This is a genomic window from Urbifossiella limnaea, assembly GCF_007747215.1.
Taxonomy (GTDB): domain Bacteria; phylum Planctomycetota; class Planctomycetia; order Gemmatales; family Gemmataceae; genus Urbifossiella; species Urbifossiella limnaea.
The window spans coordinates 4,449,452-4,469,368 of the sequence record NZ_CP036273.1 but is presented as its reverse complement, the minus strand read 5'-3'; the positions used below and the strand labels follow the sequence as shown (position 1 = coordinate 4,469,368).

The window sequence follows — 19,917 nt, the reverse complement described above, 5'->3', positions numbered from 1 at the left end:
GTCGGCTCCGTGGGTGGTGTGTCGGTCAGCAGCAGCCGGCCGGGCCGCAGCACGCACCGGACGCGGCCAACGGCTTCGACACTCCGCACCACGCGGCGAGCATCTCGCGGGCGGGGTAGACGCCCTTGCAGACGATCTGGCCGTCCACGCGGACCAGCGGGAGGGCGTGCTCGTGGTTCTCGCGGATGGCGTCCGTCACGTCCGCGTGGGCGACGAACGCCTGCGGCTGCTGGGCCAGGTTGTACCGCTCGACGGCGACGCCCTGGTCCTTGAGCCACGCCAAGTCGGAGGCGAACTTCGGCAGCACCGGATCGACCTGCGGGCCGCAGATCCCGGTCGAGCAGCACATCGGCTTGTCGAACACTTGCAGGGTGGCCACGGGTGTCTCCTCCTGTCACGGGGGTGTGCGGAAACGGAAGTCAGGACTTCACCGCGAACACGCGGACGCTCGCGGCGAACTCGTTTACGTCGAAGCGGGTCAACAGGTGTGTCAGGTCTGAATGCAAATCGGGGACCGCCGCCGCGCTTGCCCCGCAGCACGAGACGGTGGGGTCCGGGGCCGGCGTGCAGCAGCCCTCGCCGGCCTCCACCTTGGCGTAGGCGTTCAGGTCCGTCCCGGCGTCCACCACCTGGACGGCGTCGAACCCGGCGTCCCGCAGCATCCGCTCGTACTCCGGGACGGCGATCGCACCCGCCACGCAGCCGACGTACGCGGCCACGCTCCGCGCCAGCTCGCCCGGCAATGGCTTCTTCAGCGCGACGTCGGACACCGCGACCCGGCCGCCGGGCTTGAGCGCCCGGAACATCTCGCGGAACACGGCCGGCTTGTCCGGGGCCAGGTTGATGACGCAGTTCGAGATCACCACCTCAACCGAGGCGTCCGCGAGCGGCATCGCCTCCATCCGGGCGAGGTGGAACTCCGCGTTCGTCACGCCGGCCTTGAGGGCGTTCTGGGTCGCCCGGCCGATCATCTCGTGCGTCATGTCGATGCCGATCGCCCGACCGCCCGGTCCGACCTTCTTCGCGGCGAGCAGCACGTCGATGCCGCCGCCGCACCCGAGGTCGACGACGACCTCGCCGGGCTTGAGGTTGGCGGTGGCGGTCGGGTTGCCGCACGACAGCCCCATGTTCGCCTCGGCGGGGAGCGCGGCGAGGTCCGCGGGGGAGTAGCCGAACGCCTCGGCGACGGCCCGAACCCCCGCGTGGTCGTTCGACAGCCCACTCCGGGCGACCCCGGCGTACTTCTGGCGCACCTGCTCGACCAGCGACTCCGACATGACCGCCCTCCTTAATTATCTATCGTCGATAAACGATGATATTTCCCAAAAAACAACCCCTTACAACCCGGCGACCAGTTCCTTGAGCCGCGCGAGCCCGGCCGGGTTGACGCAGTAGCAGACCTTCGGCCCGTCGACCTCGCCCCGGACGAGGCCCGCCTCCTTGAGGATCTTCAGGTGCTGGGAGACGGTCGATTGCGCGAGCGGCATGAGTTCGACGAGTTCGCCGCACACGCACGCCGACCTGGCGATGAGCAGCCGCAGCAGCCGCACCCGGGCCGGGTGAGCGACGGCCCACGCAAGCTTCGCGAGTGCCTCGTCGCCTCCCGTCAAGACGGCCGTCGATGCCGGCTCCGCCGAACCCGGCTCACCCTTCTGCCGACGGGTCTTCATCATCGCCTCCGTTATCCATTATCGTCGATAGACGATAAGTTGTCTACCCCGACGCCCGAATTCGATCCTGAGCGGACCGGTGCGAACCGCAGCCTCGGTTTCAGTCTTGAACGACCCCCCAGTTTGGTCTGGTCATCGATAGCGCACCGAGGCATGCCGGGACCGGGCCACCGCGTACGCCATCGACTCCCGGCGCAGTGCGGCCGTCCTGGAGCGGGTCATCGGCACGGACTGGTCGGGCATCCTGAGCCACGACGGGTACGCCTCGTACGACCGGTTCGAGGGGGAGATCCATCAGCAGTGCGTGGCTCGAGCCGACGAACTGGCGGGCCGAGCAGGCGATCCGGCCGGCGGTGGTGAACCGGAAGGTGTGGGGCGGGAACCGGACGGCGGTCGGGGCGAAGGCTCAGGGCGCGTTGGTGTCGGTCCTGGGAATGTGCCGGCGACAGGGCCGTGCGGTGGTGGACTACGTCAGCCAGACGCTCCGCGCGGGCGGCAACGGGCTGGTCCCGCGACCGGTGCTACTGCCCACGGGCTAACCAAGTACGTAAACCGTAACAACCGGTTGACGGCAAGGCCTGAACTTTCTCCTTCACGCGGTCCCCAGGACCGACGTCCGTGGAGCGACCCGAGATGGCTAGCCCAAGCGTGTGCGAGTACATCCGGCAGCGGCTTGGGGGCGCTCCCACCGGGGCCGCCGCCCGGTCCGCCGTACTCCGAGTCATTGAAGCCGCCGGTGATCCGGACGCGACCAAGCTCAACGGTTCGGATCGGCTTCGGGACGATGATCGCCGCCCGGGATCGCGGAGACCCGCGAACTTTCCGCGTAACACCCCGCCGGGCCCTGCGTCTCTTCGTGTGAGGCCACGATGAGCGACGGACACGAACTGGGCGTCCTCCTGGGCCGCGCCCGCCGTGGCGACCAGGCGGCGCTAGACGAATTGCTAGCGAGGGTCCGCCCGTACCTGTACCTGCTCGTACGTCGCCAACTCCAGCCAGGCCTCCGGCAGAAGCTCGGCGAGTCGGACATCGTCCAGGAGACGTTGGTCAAGATCCACGCCGGCCTGAGCCCAACTACCCCGGTGGCGGGCGGGCACTTCGAGGGGGAAGGTCCACCTGCGTTCCTGAACTGGGTCAGCCAGATCGTCGCTCACCTCATCGTTGACCTCGGGCGTCGTGGCAAGGCCTTGAAACGAAACGAGGACCGTGAAGTGCCCGGCTCCAAGGTGTTCGAGACTCTGAGCGGGGGGAGTACGCCGGAGCAGGCCGCCGAGCGGGCGGAGAAGGCCCTCCAACTCGCGGCGGCCATGGAGCGCCTCCCCCGGCACCAGCGGGAGGTGCTCCAGTGGCGGGTCTTCGAGCAGTTCTCTTACGCCCAGATCAGTGCCCTGACGGGCAAGAGCGAGGGGGCGCTCCGCGTCGTGACCACCCGGGCGATGGAAGCCCTGCGGGCGGATGGAGAGTTGCGGCGGATCATGGGGGCCGGCGCGTGACCACTACCGTAGACCTTGCTGCCTGGGGCGAACCCCCCGCCACGCCCGCCGAAGAGGCTCTGGCGACGCTGCTCGACCGGGTGTTGGCCGAGATCGAGAGCGGGAACGACGCCCAGCCGGAGGCCCTTCGGCGGGGGGGGCGCCTCGAACTCAAGGAACGCGACTTGGGCCTGCTCAGTACGGTAAGCCTGGTCTACGAGTGTGCCGCCAACGTCTGGGAGAACTCTGTCATGGCGGCCGACGACCTCCGAACTGGCACCCGATATTCCCCCATCGATAAGCCAAGCGTGACGGGTGAAGTGCCATTTCTGCGGCTGGAGCAGGAGGAATTGTCTCCAGTCGAGGCCGGCGGCCCGCAAGAGCCGTTCCCCGGCGAGTACCGCGTCGTCCGGGTGCTGGGCGAGGGGGCGTTCGGTCGGGTGCTGCTGGCGGAAGACCTGAACCTGGGCTGGCAGGTGGCCCTGAAGACGCTGAAGCTCCCGGCCACGTCCACCCTCGGGCCGCAAGTCCTGACGGCCCTTCGGACGGAAGCCCAGCACCTCGCCCAACTCGACCACCCGAACATCGTCCGCGTCCATGCGTGGCGGGAGGCGAGGGGTGAATACTTCCTCGTGCTCCAGTTCGTCGCCGGGGGGTCGCTGGCGGATCGGCTGAAGACGGAGGGAGTGCTGCCCTGGCAGGACGCGGCCCGGTACGTCGCCGACGTGGGCGAGGCCCTGGTCGCAGTCCACAAGCGCGACGTCATCCACCGCGACATCAAGCCGGACAACATCCTCTGGGACGCGACTAGGAACGAGGCGGTCCTGACCGACTTCGGGGTGTCCGCCCGCCTGGCCGAGCCGGGCACGGTGGCCGGCACGCCGATGTACATGGCCCCCGAGGCGTTCGAGGGTCGGGTGTCGCCGGCCCTCGACGTGTACAGCCTGGCGGCGACCTTGTACCGGCTCGTCACCGGGGAGCATCCGTTCGCGAAGGCCCTGTTGCCCGGCCTGGTGTACCAGAAGCTCCAGGGTCTGCCCGACCCCGACCCCGAGCCGCGACTCAGGGCCGTCCCGGAGGCCCTGGAGCGGGTCATCCGGGCGGGGATGGCGGGGAGGCCGGAGAACCGCCCGAGCATGGCGGAGTTCGCGGCCCAGTTGCGCGCCACGCTCAACCAACTGCTGACCGACGATTTGGTGACGCCCGCCGCCGGCGCGGGGAGTAAGACCCCCGTCGACCTGCGGCTCATGGTGGGCCGGCAGGTGCAAGGCGAGACCTACGAGCCGCTGGCGACGACGAGGCCGGCGTCGTTCGGCCTATCGCGGGACATGAAGAAGGTGCCCCGTCCGCCCGAGCAGGTCCGCGTGCGGACGGGCGAGCGGGTACGGATCGAGGTCGTGGCGGACAAGTCCGGGTACGTGACGGTCTTCAACGTCGGGCCGACCGGGAACCTGAACCTGCTCTACCCCGACGACCCGACCGCGACCCCCTCGCCGGTCGAGGCGAACCGGCCGCTGCACGTCGTCGACGTGGAGATGACGCCGCCCGCCGGACGCGAGCGGGTATTCGCCGTGTGGAGCAAGGAGCCGTCGCCGCTGAGTACGGAACGCCTAGCCGGATTCGTGGAACATCATCACGGGCTCTGCTCGGCGCCGTACCGAGCGTCTCGTGACATGAAGCGCATCAAAGAAGCCATCGAGCAGTTGCCAACATCAGACCGGTTCCTCACTGTACTGGAGCTAGATCACATCGAGTAGGGATGTCAAACTGGCGCATGGTAAGGGTGGATTCCATAACACCAATGCGGTTCTTTATAAGCATCGACTCGGCCCCACCGATCGAGGACGCCTCATGTTCGGATTTCTAAAGCGTCTCTTTTCCGGCCAGTCCGAGTCCGAGCCTGTTGACCCCAGCCGGACGGTCGTCAGCGTGGACCGGGAGAAGACAAGAGCCGTCCTGCAGGCCGTTCGTCAGCAGTTGCCGGACGCCAGCTGGCGAGAGGTCGCGAGTACACTCCTGGCCGCATTACGCGGATCCCCTGCTCATGTACTCCGCCGGCCCGACGGGGGGGCGGTGCTCAGTGAGTCCGGGAAGGAGTTCGTCGAGGACCTGTACGTCTGGGAAGTCGGGGGCGGGGTCGTAGTCACGAGAGGTTCAAGTCCTCCCCAAGCCCGTGCGACTCCGCACGGACCGCTCGACGCGGTAGCTTACGTGTCTGCCGCGGCAAACCTGCGAGCCCGCTGACTCGGATTCCGATCGACTGCCGGGTTCGCCCAACCGGGTGTCGCATCGCGGATGCCGGCGATAGTTCTGAACTGATGGAGGAGCAGGATATGGCCAACGAACTCCGTGACAACTTCATCCAGGCAATTAAGGCAATGCTCGACTTAAAGATACAAGTTTTAGTTCGGGGCGGGAACTGGGACAAAGCGGCGGATCGGCCCGAAGGCCTCATGCAGCGCTGGGCGTACTGGGGCGTGTGGAAAAGGGCGCGGGCCGCGGCGCGGGCCTACGTCAGGTCAGGACTGGTAGCCCCAAGAGACTGGGAGTCGCTCACCAAGTATTTTCCTGACGAGGCCTTCGCCAAGTCACCGGCGATGCCCAACTACCAGAGTCTCGCAAGGGAATACAACGACCGACTCAACAACCACAAAGAATACAACGCGCTCGTGCTGGAGTTGGCGAACCGGTCCGGAACTCTGTCGGAACCGCGAGCCGTACAGGTGCGGGAAGCCGCTGACAAAATCTCGACCAACATCATGGGGCAACTCCTGACCGATTTCGGCCTCGACAACGACGACTTGGTTCGCCACGCGGTGAAGATTACAGAGGAAGCAACGAAGTTGCTGCGCTGACCTGGAACTCAGATCGATGATGGTGCTTCCTGTACCCGGCAAGCCGAGCGGGTGTCGATTCAGCCGTCGGTGTGCGAAACTGTCTGGTGGGCAGCCTGGTCGCTCGACCACGAACACGGAATGCATCGGGGTGCTGTCGTGATGCAGTTCGCCGCCCTGTTCAACGAGATGACGACCGCGGGTGCGGAGGAGTTCGCCAAGTTCCTCAACACGGCGAGTTCTTCTGACGCTTCGCAGGCCGGCCGGTGGTTCGGCTCCGCAACCGCCAGCCAGGTGAAATCGGCTGCGGCGCTCTTGAACGACGGGAAACTCGACGACTTCCGGGAGCTCATCGGCATCGGGAAGGGTTTTTGGGCGTGGCTGTTCGGCAAGCGCAAGCTGCGGCCCCCCTCCCCGGCGTCAGTAACAGCGACGGCACAGCCGCCTGAGGTAGCCAAGCCGGCGGGGAAGCCCACGTCGGTCACCCAGGCGGCGGCATGCGGCAAGTGCAACCGGCCGGTGGGAAGTCAGCCGTGCTCTACCCCACGGTGGTTCGACGCGGACCAGGTCGATTACGTCTGCCTGAAGTGTAACGCAGGCTTCTGCGGTATCTGCTCCACTTCGGAACCGGCTAACCTCCAGTCGCTCAAGACCAAGTACGAGTGTGACGGCCCTGAACTGCTGGCGGCAATCAACAACGACCCGATGGCACTCTACATGAAGGGCGAGTTGGACCCGTATTGCCCGCGGTGCCAGGGGAACCTGTTTCAACACGGGCAGACGTGTCATCCGGCTCCCAGGCCTGCCGCACAGCCGCCGTTGATCGCAGCGCCTCCGCCGCCAGTGCCCCCCCCTCCGCCGGTACCCTCATCACGCGCGTCTCGGCCTGCCGAAGCAGAGGAGTCAGCGGCACAACCAACGTTCTTCCGCTTCCGGTGCCCACAGTGCTCGAAGTTGTTGAAGGCCACCCCCGAACAAGCCGGTCGAAAGGCGAAATGTACAGGGTGCAAGACTGTCTTCGTTGTCCCGGCCCAGCCCTCCACAAATCCACCTGGGGTAGCCGATGAGTCGTCTCCCCTCGGCTTATGGTCGGTGGTGGCTGGATACGAGGCGAAGCGGCTTGCAATCCAGCACCGGGTCATCGGCGAGTCGCAGAATTTCGACGCAGTCACGCTGACCTACTCGGCCAAGCCGGTGCCGGGCAAGATTCGCATCACCGGGGCCGCCCAGTGCCACGCCTGCGGTCGGGAGGTGAAATATGAAAGCGAGTTCTTTACGGCGGGTCTGTCTTCCAGCCGCGTAACCTGCTCTGGATGCAGGTCGGAACTCGATCTCATGTGCACCGCCGGCGAGAAAGACGTCGGCTGTTTCTTGGTCGCCTCCCCGGGCACGCAGCCAGTTGGCAGCGTGGCCGCACCCATCGTCTTCCGTGTGACGCGGGTGGACGCCCAGGCGATCAACTCGCTGCCACTCCCGCCACCGCCCCCGCCGCCTCCGCCGCCTCCGCCGCCCGCACCAGAGCTCAAGGTGGGACAGCGGCACTGTTCGAGGTGCGAGGCCGGACTTTCATGGTGGTCTAGAAAAATGCTTTCCGGCTCACTCAGCCGGCCCGGCGTACAGGTTTTCGGTTCGTTCAGCGCGCCGGGCGGCCGCCCGTCTGACTTCGCGGGTGTCTGCGCCAGGTGCCAGGATGGTTACTGTGCCTCTCACGGCGGCTCCGGCGTGTGCCCGGTTTGTCGTGGCAGCCTTCAACGGGAGTGACCCTCCGGACTGCGACCCATGAGCGACGATCCCTTGCGGCGGAAGCGCGAAGAGGTCACCCGGCACGCGATGTCGATGTGCGACCACGTCCGCGATCTGTACGCCCGCGGACAGAACCGTGAAGCTCTCCAACTGGCCGGCCTCGTCCCGGACGTTGTGAGGACGTACTTTGGGGCGAACCACTCGCTTTACGCGGACGCCCTCGAACTCGTTGGCATGTGCCGCCACGCCCTCGATCAAGAGGCCGAATCCCTCTTCCGGCAAGTGCTCGATGTCCGCCGAGGAAGCGGCGACCGACTCCGGGTGGCCACCGCGTTGGTCAATCTAGGCGGCGTGCTGTCCGACGCCGCCCGGTACGCCGACGCCGAGGTGCTGTTCGGCGAAGCCGTCGAGCTGCGCCGCTCCGAACTCGGGGCTGACGACGCGGCGTACGCCGTGGCTGCCCACGGCCTTGCGGAGGTATACCGTCTCACCGGGCGACAAGCCGAGGCCGCACCGCTGTTCGAACAGGTCGAGCGAGTGTTCGAGGGCGAACTCGGGTCGGACCACCCGAACCGGATCGCGTGCCTCTCCAACTACGCCTCGTCGCTGCTGGCGGCGGGCGATCCAATCCGCGCGACCGAGTTGTTGCGGAAGACCGCCACACTGGCGCACGGCCGCTTCGGCAGTGACCACCCCGCGACAGCGGCGATCCGCGTGAACCTCGCCGCCGCGCTGATCGGGAGCGGCGATCTTGATGAGGCAGAGCGGACTTACCAGGAGGTTATTCCGCAACTCGAGTCACTCGTCGGAGAGTCGGACCCGCACCACACGAAGGCACTCGTCGCATTCGCGAGCCTCCACCAGTCGCGGGCAAACTACCCGGCGGCTGAGCAGCTTTGCGAGCGGGCACTCCGCATCGAACGGGCTGCTGGACGGGCGACATTGTCACAGTACGCAGGCATGCTCTCAACCTTGTCGGAAGTCTGCCGGCAAAACGGCAACTTGGCAAGGGCCCGGGAGTTACTCCAGGAAGCAATCGACGTCAGGCGGCGGACCGTCGGCACGGGACACGCGGACTACGCTGCCGCACTTCACAATCTGGCCCGGCACCTCTGGTACGACTGTCAACTCTTTGACCAGGCCGAGCGCTTGTACCGCGAGAGCCTGCTGATTCTCGCCGCGACGGTCGGGACATCGTCGTCGATGTACGCCACCGGGCTGGATAACTTGGCCGAGTTGTACCGAGCGACGCGACGCTACACGGAGGCCGAACCGCTATACCGGCAGGTCCTCGCCATCCGGGAGGCCGCCCCGGTCCCGAACCCCGCAGCCGTGGCCAGCGTCTGCAACAACCTGGGGTGCCTGTACGACGACCTCGGCCGCCACGCGGAGGCAGAGCAGTACTACCGCGAATCACTCGACGTTCGGGTGGCGGTACTCGGCGAAACCCACCCGCTCACTGTGATCACGGTGCAAAACCTGGCGTGCGTGCTGGCCGCCCGCGGCGAGTCGTCCGCTGCCCTCGACCTCCTCCGTCGCGCTGCCCGGTCCGACGACAGCACGATCGGGCTCGTCTTCTCGGCTAGTTCGGAGCGGCAGAAGCTAGAGTTCATGTCGTCGCTCGCCGGGAAGCTGGATGGTTACCTGTCGCTCGTACTCGACCGCTTCCCCGAGTCGCCAGCGGTCGTACGGGACGCACTGGAACTCGTGTTCCGTCGCAAGGGGTTGGTCGAGGAGGCAATCGCCGCACAGCAGGACGTAGTGGAGGCGCTCCCCCCCGAACTCGCCGGGAAGGTGAGCGAGTTGCGGCAACTCCGGATGCGTATCGCCGAGATGGCTCTGGCCGGCCCGACTCACGGTCCCGTGCGTCACGACCTGCAACTGGCGGAGTTGACGCGGGGGGCCGAGGGTCTGGAAGCGGAGATCGCCCGCGCCCGGCCGGACCTCCTCCGCGGCCGCCTGTCCGCTTTGGACCTACGCGCTGTGGCTGCGGCCTTACCCAACGAAGCGGTGCTGGTCGAATATGTCCGCTTCCGGCCGTACCACTTCGCTGCCGTCCCGACCCGTGGCGAATCACGGTGGGGAGCGGATCGTTACGTCGCGTTCACGCTCGCGACAGACCCCCCGGGTGATGTCCGATTGATCGACCTGGGCGAAGCCGAGGCCATCGACGGCCTCGTCGCCGGCTTCCGAGCCGCAATCACCGGGGAGTCGGAGGGAGAGACGGACCGCGACATGGTGAAGGCGAAGAAGCCCACCACTCCCGCGGATGACGCCGTCGGGCGGGCGCTGAGGGCGGCAGTGTTTGACAAACTCGCGCCTGCGCTGCGCGGCCGTACCCGGCTCGTCCTCGCCCCGGATGGCGACCTGTCCCGCCTGCCGTTCGAGGTGCTTCCGGCGGACGGCGGTCGCCGCGTGATCGACACCTATTCCATCAGTTACATCGGTTGCGGTCGCGACCTCCTTCGCCATCATCCCATGTTCCCTCAATGGTCGGGAGAGGCGGTAGTCGTCGCCGATCCCGACTTCGACCTGAGTGACGACGGAAGAAGTCCCGCCGTCGAACCGGGCGATCAGGCCGGCCGTCAGTCCCATGACCTCAGGGAGGGCCAACCATCCTTCGACCGACTGCCCGGAACACGGGACGAGGGCGTGCACATCGCCGAGTTGCTCAAGGCGCGGCCGTACCTCCAGGCGGGGGTGCTGAAGCGGCGGCTTAAAAGGATTCGCTCGCCCTGGGTACTCCACCTCGCCACCCACGGTTTCTTCCTAACCGACCAAGACCTCGGCCCTGACCGGGCTGGCCGGGACGACCGGGCAGCGCGCGGTGACATGGGCCGCCTCTCGGGGTTGAGGCTGGAGAACCCGCTGTTGCGCTCCGGGTTGGCCCTGGCCGGGGGCAACACCTGGCTGCGGAAGGGGCGGCTGCCCCCGGAAGCCGAGGACGGGCTGCTGACGGCCGAGGACGTGACCGGCATGGACCTGCTCGGCACCGAGCTGGTCGTGCTCTCGGCGTGCGACACCGGCCTCGGGGTGGTCCGCACCGGGGAGGGCGTCTTCGGCCTCCGCCGCGCGTTCGCCCTGGCCGGGGCGAGGACCCTGGTGATGAGCCTGTGGAAGGTGCCGGACGGCGAGACGCGGGAGCTGATGGAGGACTTCTACCGCCGCGTCCTCGCCGGCGAGCCGCGGGCCGAGGCGCTGCGGGGCGCCCAGCTGGCCATGAAAGCCAGGTACCCGCACCCGTTCTTCTGGGGTGCGTTCATCTGCCAGGGTAGCCCCGGCCCCCTCCCGGCCCGGCGGCGGTGCTACTACAGCCCCGACGGCAAGGAGAGCCACGGCCCCGTCAGCGACGCCGAGTTAAAGGACCTGATCGGTACGGGCAAGCTGACCCAGAGCGGCAGGGTCTCCCTCGACGGCAAGACGTGGCGCGAGGCGTACCACCTCAAGGGCATCACGTGGCCCTCGTCAACAACCTGATCCGCGGAGTACGGAAGGCGATTGCCGCAGTGCTGGGCGGTTTGCCGCGGCCCTTGCACCGCCGTATGATCCACCCCGGCACTGGGGGCGACCCGTCAAGTTGACTTTTGTTCACAACGCCCCCCGACCCCGGCCCCAGTTACCGGGTCCGGCCGGCCGCCCGCCACGCCGCGTACGCGGCCCCGACGTCGGTCTTCCCGGAGTGGACGAGGACGCCGAACCGCAGTCGGAACGTCTCGCCCGCCTTCACGACGATCCGGCTCTCTTCCCCCTTGGTGAACGCCCGCCGGCCGAACGGGTTGGCGACGAGCACCCCGTAGTCGCGGGCGTGGAACCACGCCCGGCGGGCGGTCCCCGGGTCGGCCATCAGCGCCACCCCCACCTCCTCCCCGCCGACCGTCCCCCGGTAGTCGCACCAGTCCGCCTGCTTGCCCCACACCTGCTTCTCGTCCTTGAGCCCGTCACTGTTGACGATCCGCCCGCCGTTTTTGACCGTCATCGGCGTCGCCACGCGGACCCCCAGGCCCATCTCCTCCTGGTCGCCGAAGTGGAAGTCGGCCGGGCCGGTGAACTCCGAGGTCCAGTCGAGGAGGTAGCCGGCCGGGGTGGCCGACACCCCGATCCGGCACACCTCCTCGCACACCGTCCGGTCGCCCGCCCGGTAGCGGTTGCGGACCGCGAACGTGCCGCCGGTCCTGGTGACCTGGGGCCGGCCGACGAACCCGGCGTGCTCGACGGCCCCCATGTTGCGCCAGAAGTCGGCCCCGCCGAGGTCGCCGAACGCCAGCCACAGGCCGGGGTGCATGTCGGCGTGGTCGGCCGAGTCCGTCCCCGCGACGGGCGGGTGGGTGCGGGTCACCCGGGCGCCGTTCGGGGCGTGCAGGTGGGCGAAGTACGGCCGGCGGACCTTCGGGTCGTTCCAGACGTAGGTGGCGACCGGCCGGCCGCCGACGCGGACGTGGAGTTCGCCGTCCTTCTGCGAAAGCGCGACGGGCTCCGGCCGCGGGGGGTGGGCCGCAACGGTCGTCGCAGGCGGGTGGAGGCCCGCGGCGGCGAGGGCGAGCAGGCCGAGCGTCGGCACCAGGGTTCGGCCAACGGGGGCCGGGCGGGTCATGTCGGCCTCGCGGGCGGGGTCGGAGTGGTCGAAAAGGTGGTTGTAGCCGGCCGAACCCGGTCGGCGGGGCCGGCCGCCGGTCGTGCGCCCATAGACTTTCGTGAAAGTCTAATAAACAGAGATTCTACAACCCCGCTTCGCGGGGGTTTTTCTTGTAATGCGAGCCCCGGGTTGTCGGCGCACCCGCCGACGATTCTGAACTGTTACGCCCTTCGACCTACCGGACCGACACCGTCTCGACCGCCGCGACAAGCAACGCGGTCGCGGCGTCCCGCCCAAGTTGTCAAAACCACTTTTTGAAGCCGCGTTACCTTGCGATCGACACTTCCGACGCCGCCGGCCGGATTACCGGCGAGCGGGTCGAGTTCCTTGGATGGCTGCCGACGGTCGAGGTGAACGCCGATGCGACCCCCACCGGTGCGACCTCTCGGCGACGGGCCGGTCACTCGATGCCCCGACCCGACGGGCCGCCCGGGACTCGCAGCGATCCCGGCCCGGGACGCGCCATAGACTTTCGTGAAAGTCTAATAAACAGAGATTCTACAACCCCGCTTCGCGGGGGTTTTTCTTGTAATGCGAGCCCGCGATTTCGGCGCACCCGCCGACCGCCCGACGCTTCCGACCAGTCACCCATGGCGGCGACGCTCGGATCGGCCCCGCCGCTCGACTCTGAAACCAAAAACCACTTTTTGGGAGACTGTCGCGCCGCGACCGGCCCTTCTCGCACCCCGGCGCGCGTTCCCCGCAATCGGGCCTCGACGTTCGCGGGGATGAGTTCTAGGAGGCCACGCCGCGGCGGGCGCTAGGTACAGCACCGGATGCTCGCCGAATCGGCGTCCAGGGATGTGGGCGTGAAAGGGTTACCGGCCGAGGTGGTCGCCGAAACCGGGCGGATGGTACGCAAGTTACTCCGCCGTGGGAAGCCGAGGTCGCTTCTCGGCCAACCGACATCGTGACTTGAGGGAAAAAGTGGACACTTCGGAGGCGTTGGGTTCGTGTTCCTCGGTGAACTGCGAGTAGCCGGTGCCGTCGGTTCCGGGACCGGCGGACTTGAGTGATTCCGGCTCGGCGGTTGCAAGGACTCGGACAGACCACCCCGCCACCCCCTCACGGACGAGGCCGCCATGCTCGTACTCACCCGCAAGACCGGCCAGGAAATCATCATCGACGGCGACATCCGCGTCACCGTGACGTCGATCGGCGACGGCCGGGTGAAGATCGGCATCTCCGCCCCGCCCCACATCAAGGTCGACCGCGCCGAGGTCGCCGCCCGCATCGCCGCCGAAGAGGCGGATGCCGACGTGCTCGTCTGTGGTTGACACCCCCCGCGGGTGCCGCCTACCCTCCCGCCAACTCGGACGCTGGCCAGGACGGCGCACGGCGTAGCGCAGGCATGACGTCTCCGCCCTGAGTGGACACCCCGCCGCTCGGCCTCCGGGTCGGTCGGCGGGGTTGTTTCGTACATGGGTACTGATGGAGGTGGGGCGTCGATGGCGGTGCCACAGAAGATGCTCGCCGAGTTCGCACACGTTACCGATCCGGCCCGCGACCCGCCGTCACTGGTCGGGCTGGATCAGGTGGACTGGGCCGCCGTGGACCACGCCCACGGGCCGGCGACCGACTTCCCGGTCCTGCTCCGCGCCCTCGTGTCCGACGACCCGGACGCCCGGGGGTTCGCACTCCAGCTGCTGTACGAGACGGTCTGGCACCAGGGGACCGTCTGGGAGGCGACCGCCCACACCGTCCCGTTCCTGTACCGGGTGCTGGCGGCGGACGGGACGCCGGACAAGCAGTCGGTCGTCCACCTGCTTTCGACCATCGCCGACTGCCAGACAGGGGCGTCCGGTCACATGGACGCATCGCGGCGGGCGGTGGGCGAGCGGCTGGACCTGCTCTACCCGTACCTCCGCGACCCGAACCCGGAGATCCGCCAAGCGGTCGCATGGGCGGTCGGCCACTACCCCGAGGTCGTGGCGCGGCGGCTCCCGGACCTGGAGGCGGCCCTCCGCGACGAGCCGGACGAGTACACCCGCGGGGCGCTGCGCGAGGCCATTGCCTGCTGCACTTCGGCAGCACCTGATCGCGGCCTTAACGTCGAGTAGCATGGGGGCCGCTGCCGAGTTAGTGGTTCGGCAACAGACGAAAGGCGGCTACCCGATGAGCGCGTTTCTCGCCCAGTTCCAGCCCGACCCCGAGTTCGGCCGGCGGCTCTGGCGCGCGCCCAAGCCACTGCTGCGGGCCGCGGTGGTGACCGTGGCCCCGCCGTATCCCGAGTACCCCACCCTTACGGTGAACGAGTCCGTCGGGTCGGCCGACGACCCGAGCTCCCCGTCGGCCCGGGAGGTGGGCTCCGACGTCGCGGTGTCGCTGTACGAGGACAGCGGGAACGGGTCCGGCAGCCTTCAGGAGCGGGCGTGGGAGTACATCCTCGCCCACCCCGCGGCGGTCGAGGCGGCCCTCCGCCGCAAGCTGTTCGCCTGGCACGGCAAGCGGATGGCCCAGTTCCGCGACGAGGAGCTGCCGCACGACCCGGAGTACCAGGCGTACTGGAAGGTGGTGGAGGAGCAGGTGGCCCTGGGGGAGCCGGCGGCGGTGGACCACCTGTTCAAGCTGGTGGGCGTCGGGCTGGCGGACAGCGGGCTGGACGAGTGCGGGGTTCACGTCGTTCGAGTTCCAGGCCGGGTGGGACCGGGACCACGGCCTGGGCCTCCTGATGCACAAGGACCGGGTGCTGGCGGCCGGGGGGATGGGCGAGATGATCTGCGGGTCCGAGTTGCTGGCGGGGGCGAGGGTGGTGCAGGGGTACGACCTGGACGACGGCGACTTCGTACTCGGAAGCCCGTAGCTGGAGACGCCCCACCCCCTGGCGTGGGCAGCCGCCGAACCGCGCGCCGCATCTGACGCCGGCCGCTGATCCGCTTCGCGGGACTCGATGCGCGTCGGGCGGCCGGCGCAGGCCAACCGCCGCCCGCGGCCGGTTGCCACCCCACGCCCGTCGGGTACAATCGGCGGACCCACCCCGCCGGGCCACGTCATGCGCCACCTCGCCGCCGCTGCTGCGCTGCTCGCCGCCACGGCCCCCGCCGCCGCGCAGCCCGCCTGCGTGGTGGCGAAGGACGGGGCGGCACTTCAGCGCGTCGTCGTCGGGGGGACGGCGACCGACCGCACGAAGGCCGCCGCGAAGGCGCTCGCCGACCAGCTCGGCCGGATCACCGGCGGCCGGTTCGCGGTCGCCGACGGGGACGGCACCGCCGGCCTCGCCGTCGGCCGCGCCGCCGACTTCCCGGCGCTCAAGCTCGCCGCCCGCTTCGCCCCCGCCGACATCACCCGCCGCGAGGAGTACGTCCTGCGGACGCACGCCGACGGCGCCTGGCTCGTCGGCGCCACCGACCTCGCCGTCGAGCACGCCGTCTGGGATTTTCTTCACCGCGCCGGCTACCGCCAGTTCTTCCCCGGCCGCAACTGGGAGGTCGTGCCGCCGCGGCCGAGCCTGACGCTCGCCGCGGACACGTTCGAGGCGCCGGACTACCACGCCCGCCGCATCTGGTACGGGTTCGGCGCCGCCGACTACGCCGCCGGGCCGTACGCCGACTGGTGCGCGAAGAACCGCGCCGGCTCGGGCGTGGTGCTGAGCACCGGCCACGCCTACGACGGCATCATCGGCCGCAACCGCGCCGCGTTCCTGGCGCACCCCGAGTACCTCGGCCTCCTCGGCGGGGAGCGGAAGTCGTCGAAGTTTTGTATCTCGAACCCCGAGCTGCGGGCGTTGGTCGCGGCCGACGCGTTGGCGCAGCTCGACAAGAACCCCGCGGCCGACTCCGTATCCGTGGACCCGAGCGACGGCGGCGGGTGGTGCGAGTGCCCGGAGTGCAGGAAGCTCGGCAGCGTCTCCGACCGGGCGCTGACGCTCGCCAACGCCGTGGCCGCGGCCGTGCAGGCCGAACACCCCGGGAAGCTGGTCGGCATGTACGCCTACAGCGAGCACTCGCCGCCGCCGGCGGTCCCGGCGCACCCGAACGTGGTCGTCAGCGTGGCGACCGGGTTCATCCGCGGCGGGCACACGGTGGACCAGCTCCTTGCCGGCTGGGGGGCGAAGGCGAAGACGCTCGGCGTCCGCGAATACTACTCGGTGAACACCTGGGACCGCGACCTCCCCGGCGCCGCCCGCGGCGGCCGGCTCGGCTACCTGAAGCAGACGATCCCGCACTTCCACGCCACCGGCGCCCGCTTCATGTCGGCCGAGTCCAGCGACAACTGGGGGCCGAACGGGCTGGGCTACTTCGTCGCCGCCCGCCTGCTGTGGGACGTGACGGAAGCCGGCCAGGTGGACGCCCACGTCGCCGACTTCCTCGACAAGTGCTTCGGGTCCGCGAAGGCGCCGATGGGCGACTTCTACAAGCTCCTCACCGGCGATAAGGCGCCGCTGTTGTGCGACGACACCGTCGGCCGGATGTACCGCCTCCTCGCCGACGCCCGCGGCAAGACCACCGACCCGGCGGTTCACGCCCGGCTCGACGACCTCACGGGGTACGTCCGTTACGTCGAGCTGTGGCTCGACTACTCCACGGCGACGGGGCCGGCCCGGCAGGCGGCGTTCGAGCAGCTGATCCGCCACAGCTGGGCGATGCGGGCGTCCGAGATGGTCCACACGAAGGGGCTCTACCGCGACCTGCCGAGCCGCGACAAGAGCGTGACCGTGCCCACGGAGGCCGCGTGGGGCGCGCCCGAAAAGGCGAACCCGTGGAAGGCCGGCCAGCCGCTCACCCGCGCCGACTACGAGCGGATGACCGCCGCCGGCATCGCGTCGCGCAAGCTCCTCGACTTCACGCCAGTTGCGTTCTCGACCACACTCGTCCCTGCGGCGTCGCTGAACCTCCGGGACGCGAAGGCCGGCACCTTCGGCCTCTACAGCCGCGGCGTGCGCACCTACTACGCCTGGGCCGACGCGGAGCCGGCGACGTTCGACCTGAAGGCGAAGGCCGGCATCGTCTACGACTCGCGCGGGCCGGCGAAGATCGACCTGTTCCCGGTCACCGAGCCCGAGGGGAAGGCGGTCGCCCACGCGGACGTGGCGCCGGACAAGGCCGAGCACCCGGTCACGCTGAAGACGCCGTTCGCCGGGCTCCACCGCGTCGAGGTGACGGACGCGGGGCAGGGGACGAACGTGCTCTGGCCGGCGGGCCGGCCGGTGACGGTGGTGTCGAGCCCGGACGCGCCCGCCGACCTGCACGGCCGCTGGACGCTGTACTTCTACGTGCCGAAGGGGACGAAGCAGATCGGCGGCTTCGCGACCGGCCCGGGGGCGATCCTCGACCCGGCAGGGAAGAAGGTCCACGAATTCGGCGCGAAGCCCGGCTACTTCCGCATCCCGGTGCCGCCCGGGGCCGACGGCACGGCGTGGGCGTTCGCAGACACCGCCGGCCGCCGGCTGCTGATGACGGTGCCGCCGTGCCTGGCCCGGTCGCCGCGCGAGCTGCTGCTGCCGGCCGAGGTCGTGGCGGCGGACCGTCGGCCGTGACCCGCCCGCCTCGCCCTTCCCGTGGGTGTCGCGGACCGGCGGACGGCGTGCGCCTCGCAAGCGGGGGTGACCGCGTGAAGCAGCCGTACGACGCGATCCGGCTGGTCATCTCCAACATCGGGGCGGGCGACGACGCCGAGGCGTGGCGGGCGTTCCTGGCCGCAGAGGGGTGGACGGTGGGCGCCGGGTGGGGGACGGACGACGTCGTCGCCTGGGCGGACCGGCGGAACACCCGTACCGTCCCGACCCGACGGACGCTGCTCCAGGTGCTCCGGGACCGGCACGCGGCGGCCGGGCACGACCCGGCCGCGGTCGTCCTCAGCAAGGGGGAGGCCGTCGTCGACCTGACCTACTACCGGGCGGTCGACCGGAAGTGACCCGTCGTCACCGACCCGCGGCCTCCCGGAGGGCGTCCAGGAACCCGCGGCCCTCGCCGGCGAGTTTGGCTTCCAGGCGGGCGGTGCAGTCGCACCCGCAGCACGCCCACGGCTCGGCCCCGGTCAGGTCGCGGCACCGCGACCGGGCGTGGGCGACCCGCACCCTCACGAGGTCGAAGAACGCCTCCCAGAACGGCCGCTCCTCGGCCAGCGGCTCGGCGCAGAAGCAGACCTCGACCCACTTCATCCGGCCGTCGTCGTAAACACGGGCGTCGGCCATGTTCCGCAGGTACTCGCCGCCGGCGACCGACCCGGCCCCGAGGGTGCCGGCCTCGACCGCGGCGAGCAAGCCGATTACCATTCCTTGCCCCGCTTGACCCGGGCGGTGACCAGATAGCGCATGACGGCCCGGGTCGGTAGGAAGGGGCGGTAGCCCATTCTACCGCCGGGGGCGTCCCGGACCTCGGCGTTCCGGTGGGTGTCCCCAGACGGGTCGGGGGTGACCCGGGAGGCGAATCCAGTACTTTCAAGTTTGCCGAGTCGGTGATGGCGGGTGACTCGGCCCATCGGGGCGGACCCGGGTGAACGCCACCAGCACATCGAGCAGCAGGACGAGGCGGGCGGCCGCCAGGGTCCACCGGGGGCCGGCGATTCCCCCGGCCCACACCCAGGCGTTGCGGATTACCAACCCGATCGCCACCCAGAGCAGCCGGACCACCCCGTCCGGGGACGACGTCCGGGGCCGGGCCTCCCCGAGCTGCCGGTAGCTGCTCTCCACCCCGAACCGCTGCCGGTACAGGTCCCGAACCGCGACCGGGGCGCCGGGCACCCGCCACGCCACGAACAGCAGCTTCCGCGTCCGCCGCCGCCCGGTCCGGCAGTGCCGGTACGTCCTGTGGGCCACCACCACGTCGGCCCGGACGGCCCGACCCCGGTCGGCGTGGGTGTACGCGTACCGCCCGGCCGCCCGCCGGCGGATGCCTCGCAGGCCGGCGGCCGGCACCCCGGGCCGGGGCTTCCGCCCGCGGATCACCACCGGGACCACGAACGGCACCCGGCGGGCCTGGAGGAGTTGCATCACCGCGATCGTGAAGAACGCCCGGTCGAGCAGGACCACCCGGACCGGGACCCGCGCCGCGGCCACCTGATCCAGCAGCCGGGCCAGGACCGCGGTCAGGGCCTCCTTCTCGCCGACCGCGGTCAGCCCGACCGTATACCGCCCCGGCCCGCCGACCACGCAGGCGGTCGCTTACGTGTGGAAGTTGTGCGTCCCGGCGGTCGCCTTGGCCCGGGTGGTGTGCCGGTCCGGCTCGCCGTAGTACGGGATGCGGTGGTAGTCGATCGCCACCCGGGCGGCCGTCGGCCGGGCCGGGAGCGGGGCGTGGAGGGCGCGCAGGAGTCGCTCCTCCAGGGTCCGGCGTCGCTTCGGGAGGGCCGCCCGGAGGGCGTCCCAGACTGTCTGCCCAGATGGGGCGGCGGGCACGGCGGCGCACGCGGCGGCGACCGACCGGGCGAACGCGGCGGCCCACAGGAGGACGGCCCAGACCGTGCCCGGGGTGCACGTGCGGCGGCGACGGGGGAGGCAGACGGCGGCCGACAGCCAGGCGGTCAGGGTCGGCCGGAGGTGACGGGTCGCGGCGGCCGGGGTGCGGGGGATGAGCTGGCGGGCGGGACGCATGGGGCTCCTCCCGGTGGAAGTGTGGCTACCTCCA

17 protein-coding genes and 1 pseudogene are annotated in these 19,917 nt (G+C 69.6%); 11 read left to right on the top strand and 7 right to left on the bottom strand.

Annotated elements, in window-relative coordinates; translation table 11 throughout:
* Positions 1 to 25: 25 nt before the first annotated feature.
* From arsD to ETAA1_RS18295, 3 genes are read right to left on the bottom strand one after another with little or no spacing between them, the layout of a single operon-like run.
* Positions 26 to 379, bottom strand: a complete 354-nt coding sequence (gene arsD / locus ETAA1_RS18305; protein WP_145240968.1) for an arsenite efflux transporter metallochaperone ArsD — start codon at positions 377 to 379, stop codon at positions 26 to 28.
* A 40-nt stretch (positions 380 to 419) separates the two neighbouring features.
* Positions 420 to 1,277 (bottom strand): arsenite methyltransferase, encoded by an 858-nt coding sequence (arsM, locus tag ETAA1_RS18300; RefSeq protein WP_145240966.1) that lies wholly within the window; start codon positions 1,275 to 1,277, stop codon positions 420 to 422.
* Positions 1,278 to 1,337: 60 nt separating this feature from the next.
* A complete protein-coding gene (locus ETAA1_RS18295; protein ID WP_145240964.1) occupies positions 1,338 to 1,670 on the bottom strand; it encodes an ArsR/SmtB family transcription factor in 333 nt (110 codons plus the stop codon).
* A 172-nt stretch (positions 1,671 to 1,842) separates the two neighbouring features.
* Between ETAA1_RS18295 and ETAA1_RS33860 the strand changes: the two are divergent.
* The 6 genes and pseudogenes from ETAA1_RS33860 to ETAA1_RS18260 form a co-directional block, all read left to right on the top strand.
* A pseudogene (locus ETAA1_RS33860) lies at positions 1,843 to 2,532 on the top strand (hypothetical protein); the annotation flags it as partial.
* Positions 2,533 to 2,539: 7 nt separating this feature from the next.
* Entirely contained in the window at positions 2,540 to 3,163 is a 624-nt protein-coding gene (locus ETAA1_RS18280; protein ID WP_145240962.1) for an RNA polymerase sigma factor, read from the top strand.
* Positions 3,160 to 4,899: a serine/threonine-protein kinase gene (locus ETAA1_RS18275; RefSeq protein WP_145240960.1), complete on the top strand. Its 1,740-nt coding sequence runs from the start codon at positions 3,160 to 3,162 to the stop codon at positions 4,897 to 4,899. The genes ETAA1_RS18280 and ETAA1_RS18275 overlap by 4 nt, the downstream gene beginning before the upstream one ends.
* Positions 4,900 to 5,475: 576 nt before the next feature.
* Positions 5,476 to 5,997 carry a hypothetical protein gene (locus tag ETAA1_RS18270; protein WP_145240958.1) on the top strand — a complete coding sequence of 174 codons (522 nt, stop codon included), beginning with the start codon at positions 5,476 to 5,478 and terminating at the stop codon, positions 5,995 to 5,997.
* Between the two features lie 138 nt (positions 5,998 to 6,135).
* Positions 6,136 to 7,737, top strand: a complete 1,602-nt coding sequence (locus ETAA1_RS18265; protein ID WP_145240956.1) for a hypothetical protein — start codon at positions 6,136 to 6,138, stop codon at positions 7,735 to 7,737.
* An 18-nt stretch (positions 7,738 to 7,755) separates the two neighbouring features.
* Positions 7,756 to 11,196 (top strand): CHAT domain-containing tetratricopeptide repeat protein, encoded by a 3,441-nt coding sequence (locus ETAA1_RS18260; protein ID WP_145240954.1) that lies wholly within the window; start codon positions 7,756 to 7,758, stop codon positions 11,194 to 11,196.
* 139 nt (positions 11,197 to 11,335) lie between these two features.
* Here ETAA1_RS18260 and ETAA1_RS18255 read toward each other — a convergent pair whose 3' ends face one another.
* Positions 11,336 to 12,310, bottom strand: coding sequence for a DUF6807 family protein (locus ETAA1_RS18255; protein ID WP_145240952.1), 975 nt, complete (start codon positions 12,308 to 12,310; stop codon positions 11,336 to 11,338).
* A gap of 1,124 nt (positions 12,311 to 13,434) precedes the next feature.
* On the opposite strand from ETAA1_RS18255, the gene ETAA1_RS18250 reads away from it, so the two are divergent.
* The 5 genes from ETAA1_RS18250 (at position 13,435) to ETAA1_RS18230 (ending at position 18,205) form a co-directional block, all read left to right on the top strand.
* Positions 13,435 to 13,629, top strand: a complete 195-nt coding sequence (locus ETAA1_RS18250) for a carbon storage regulator (RefSeq protein WP_145240950.1) — start codon at positions 13,435 to 13,437, stop codon at positions 13,627 to 13,629.
* A 171-nt stretch (positions 13,630 to 13,800) separates the two neighbouring features.
* A complete protein-coding gene (locus ETAA1_RS18245; RefSeq protein ID WP_202920214.1) occupies positions 13,801 to 14,412 on the top strand; it encodes a HEAT repeat domain-containing protein in 612 nt (203 codons plus the stop codon).
* A gap of 55 nt (positions 14,413 to 14,467) precedes the next feature.
* Positions 14,468 to 15,211 carry a hypothetical protein gene (locus tag ETAA1_RS18240; protein WP_145240946.1) on the top strand — a complete coding sequence of 248 codons (744 nt, stop codon included), beginning with the start codon at positions 14,468 to 14,470 and terminating at the stop codon, positions 15,209 to 15,211.
* Positions 15,212 to 15,344: 133 nt separating this feature from the next.
* On the top strand, positions 15,345 to 17,828 hold the full coding sequence (locus ETAA1_RS18235; RefSeq protein ID WP_145240944.1) for a DUF4838 domain-containing protein: 2,484 nt from the start codon (positions 15,345 to 15,347) through the stop codon (positions 17,826 to 17,828).
* A gap of 74 nt (positions 17,829 to 17,902) precedes the next feature.
* Positions 17,903 to 18,205 carry a hypothetical protein gene (locus ETAA1_RS18230; protein WP_145240942.1) on the top strand — a complete coding sequence of 101 codons (303 nt, stop codon included), beginning with the start codon at positions 17,903 to 17,905 and terminating at the stop codon, positions 18,203 to 18,205.
* A 7-nt stretch (positions 18,206 to 18,212) separates the two neighbouring features.
* Here ETAA1_RS18230 and ETAA1_RS18225 read toward each other — a convergent pair whose 3' ends face one another.
* The 3 genes from ETAA1_RS18225 to ETAA1_RS18215 all read right to left on the bottom strand — a co-directional run bounded on the left by ETAA1_RS18225 (position 18,213) and on the right by ETAA1_RS18215 (position 19,883).
* Positions 18,213 to 18,566, bottom strand: a complete 354-nt coding sequence (locus ETAA1_RS18225) for a hypothetical protein (RefSeq protein ID WP_145240940.1) — start codon at positions 18,564 to 18,566, stop codon at positions 18,213 to 18,215.
* A 165-nt stretch (positions 18,567 to 18,731) separates the two neighbouring features.
* Complete coding sequence (locus ETAA1_RS18220) at positions 18,732 to 19,442, bottom strand: transposase (RefSeq protein ID WP_238389249.1); 711 nt, start codon at positions 19,440 to 19,442, stop codon at positions 18,732 to 18,734.
* A 12-nt stretch (positions 19,443 to 19,454) separates the two neighbouring features.
* Positions 19,455 to 19,883, bottom strand: coding sequence for a hypothetical protein (locus tag ETAA1_RS18215; protein WP_145240938.1), 429 nt, complete (start codon positions 19,881 to 19,883; stop codon positions 19,455 to 19,457).
* Positions 19,884 to 19,917 lie beyond the last annotated feature (34 nt).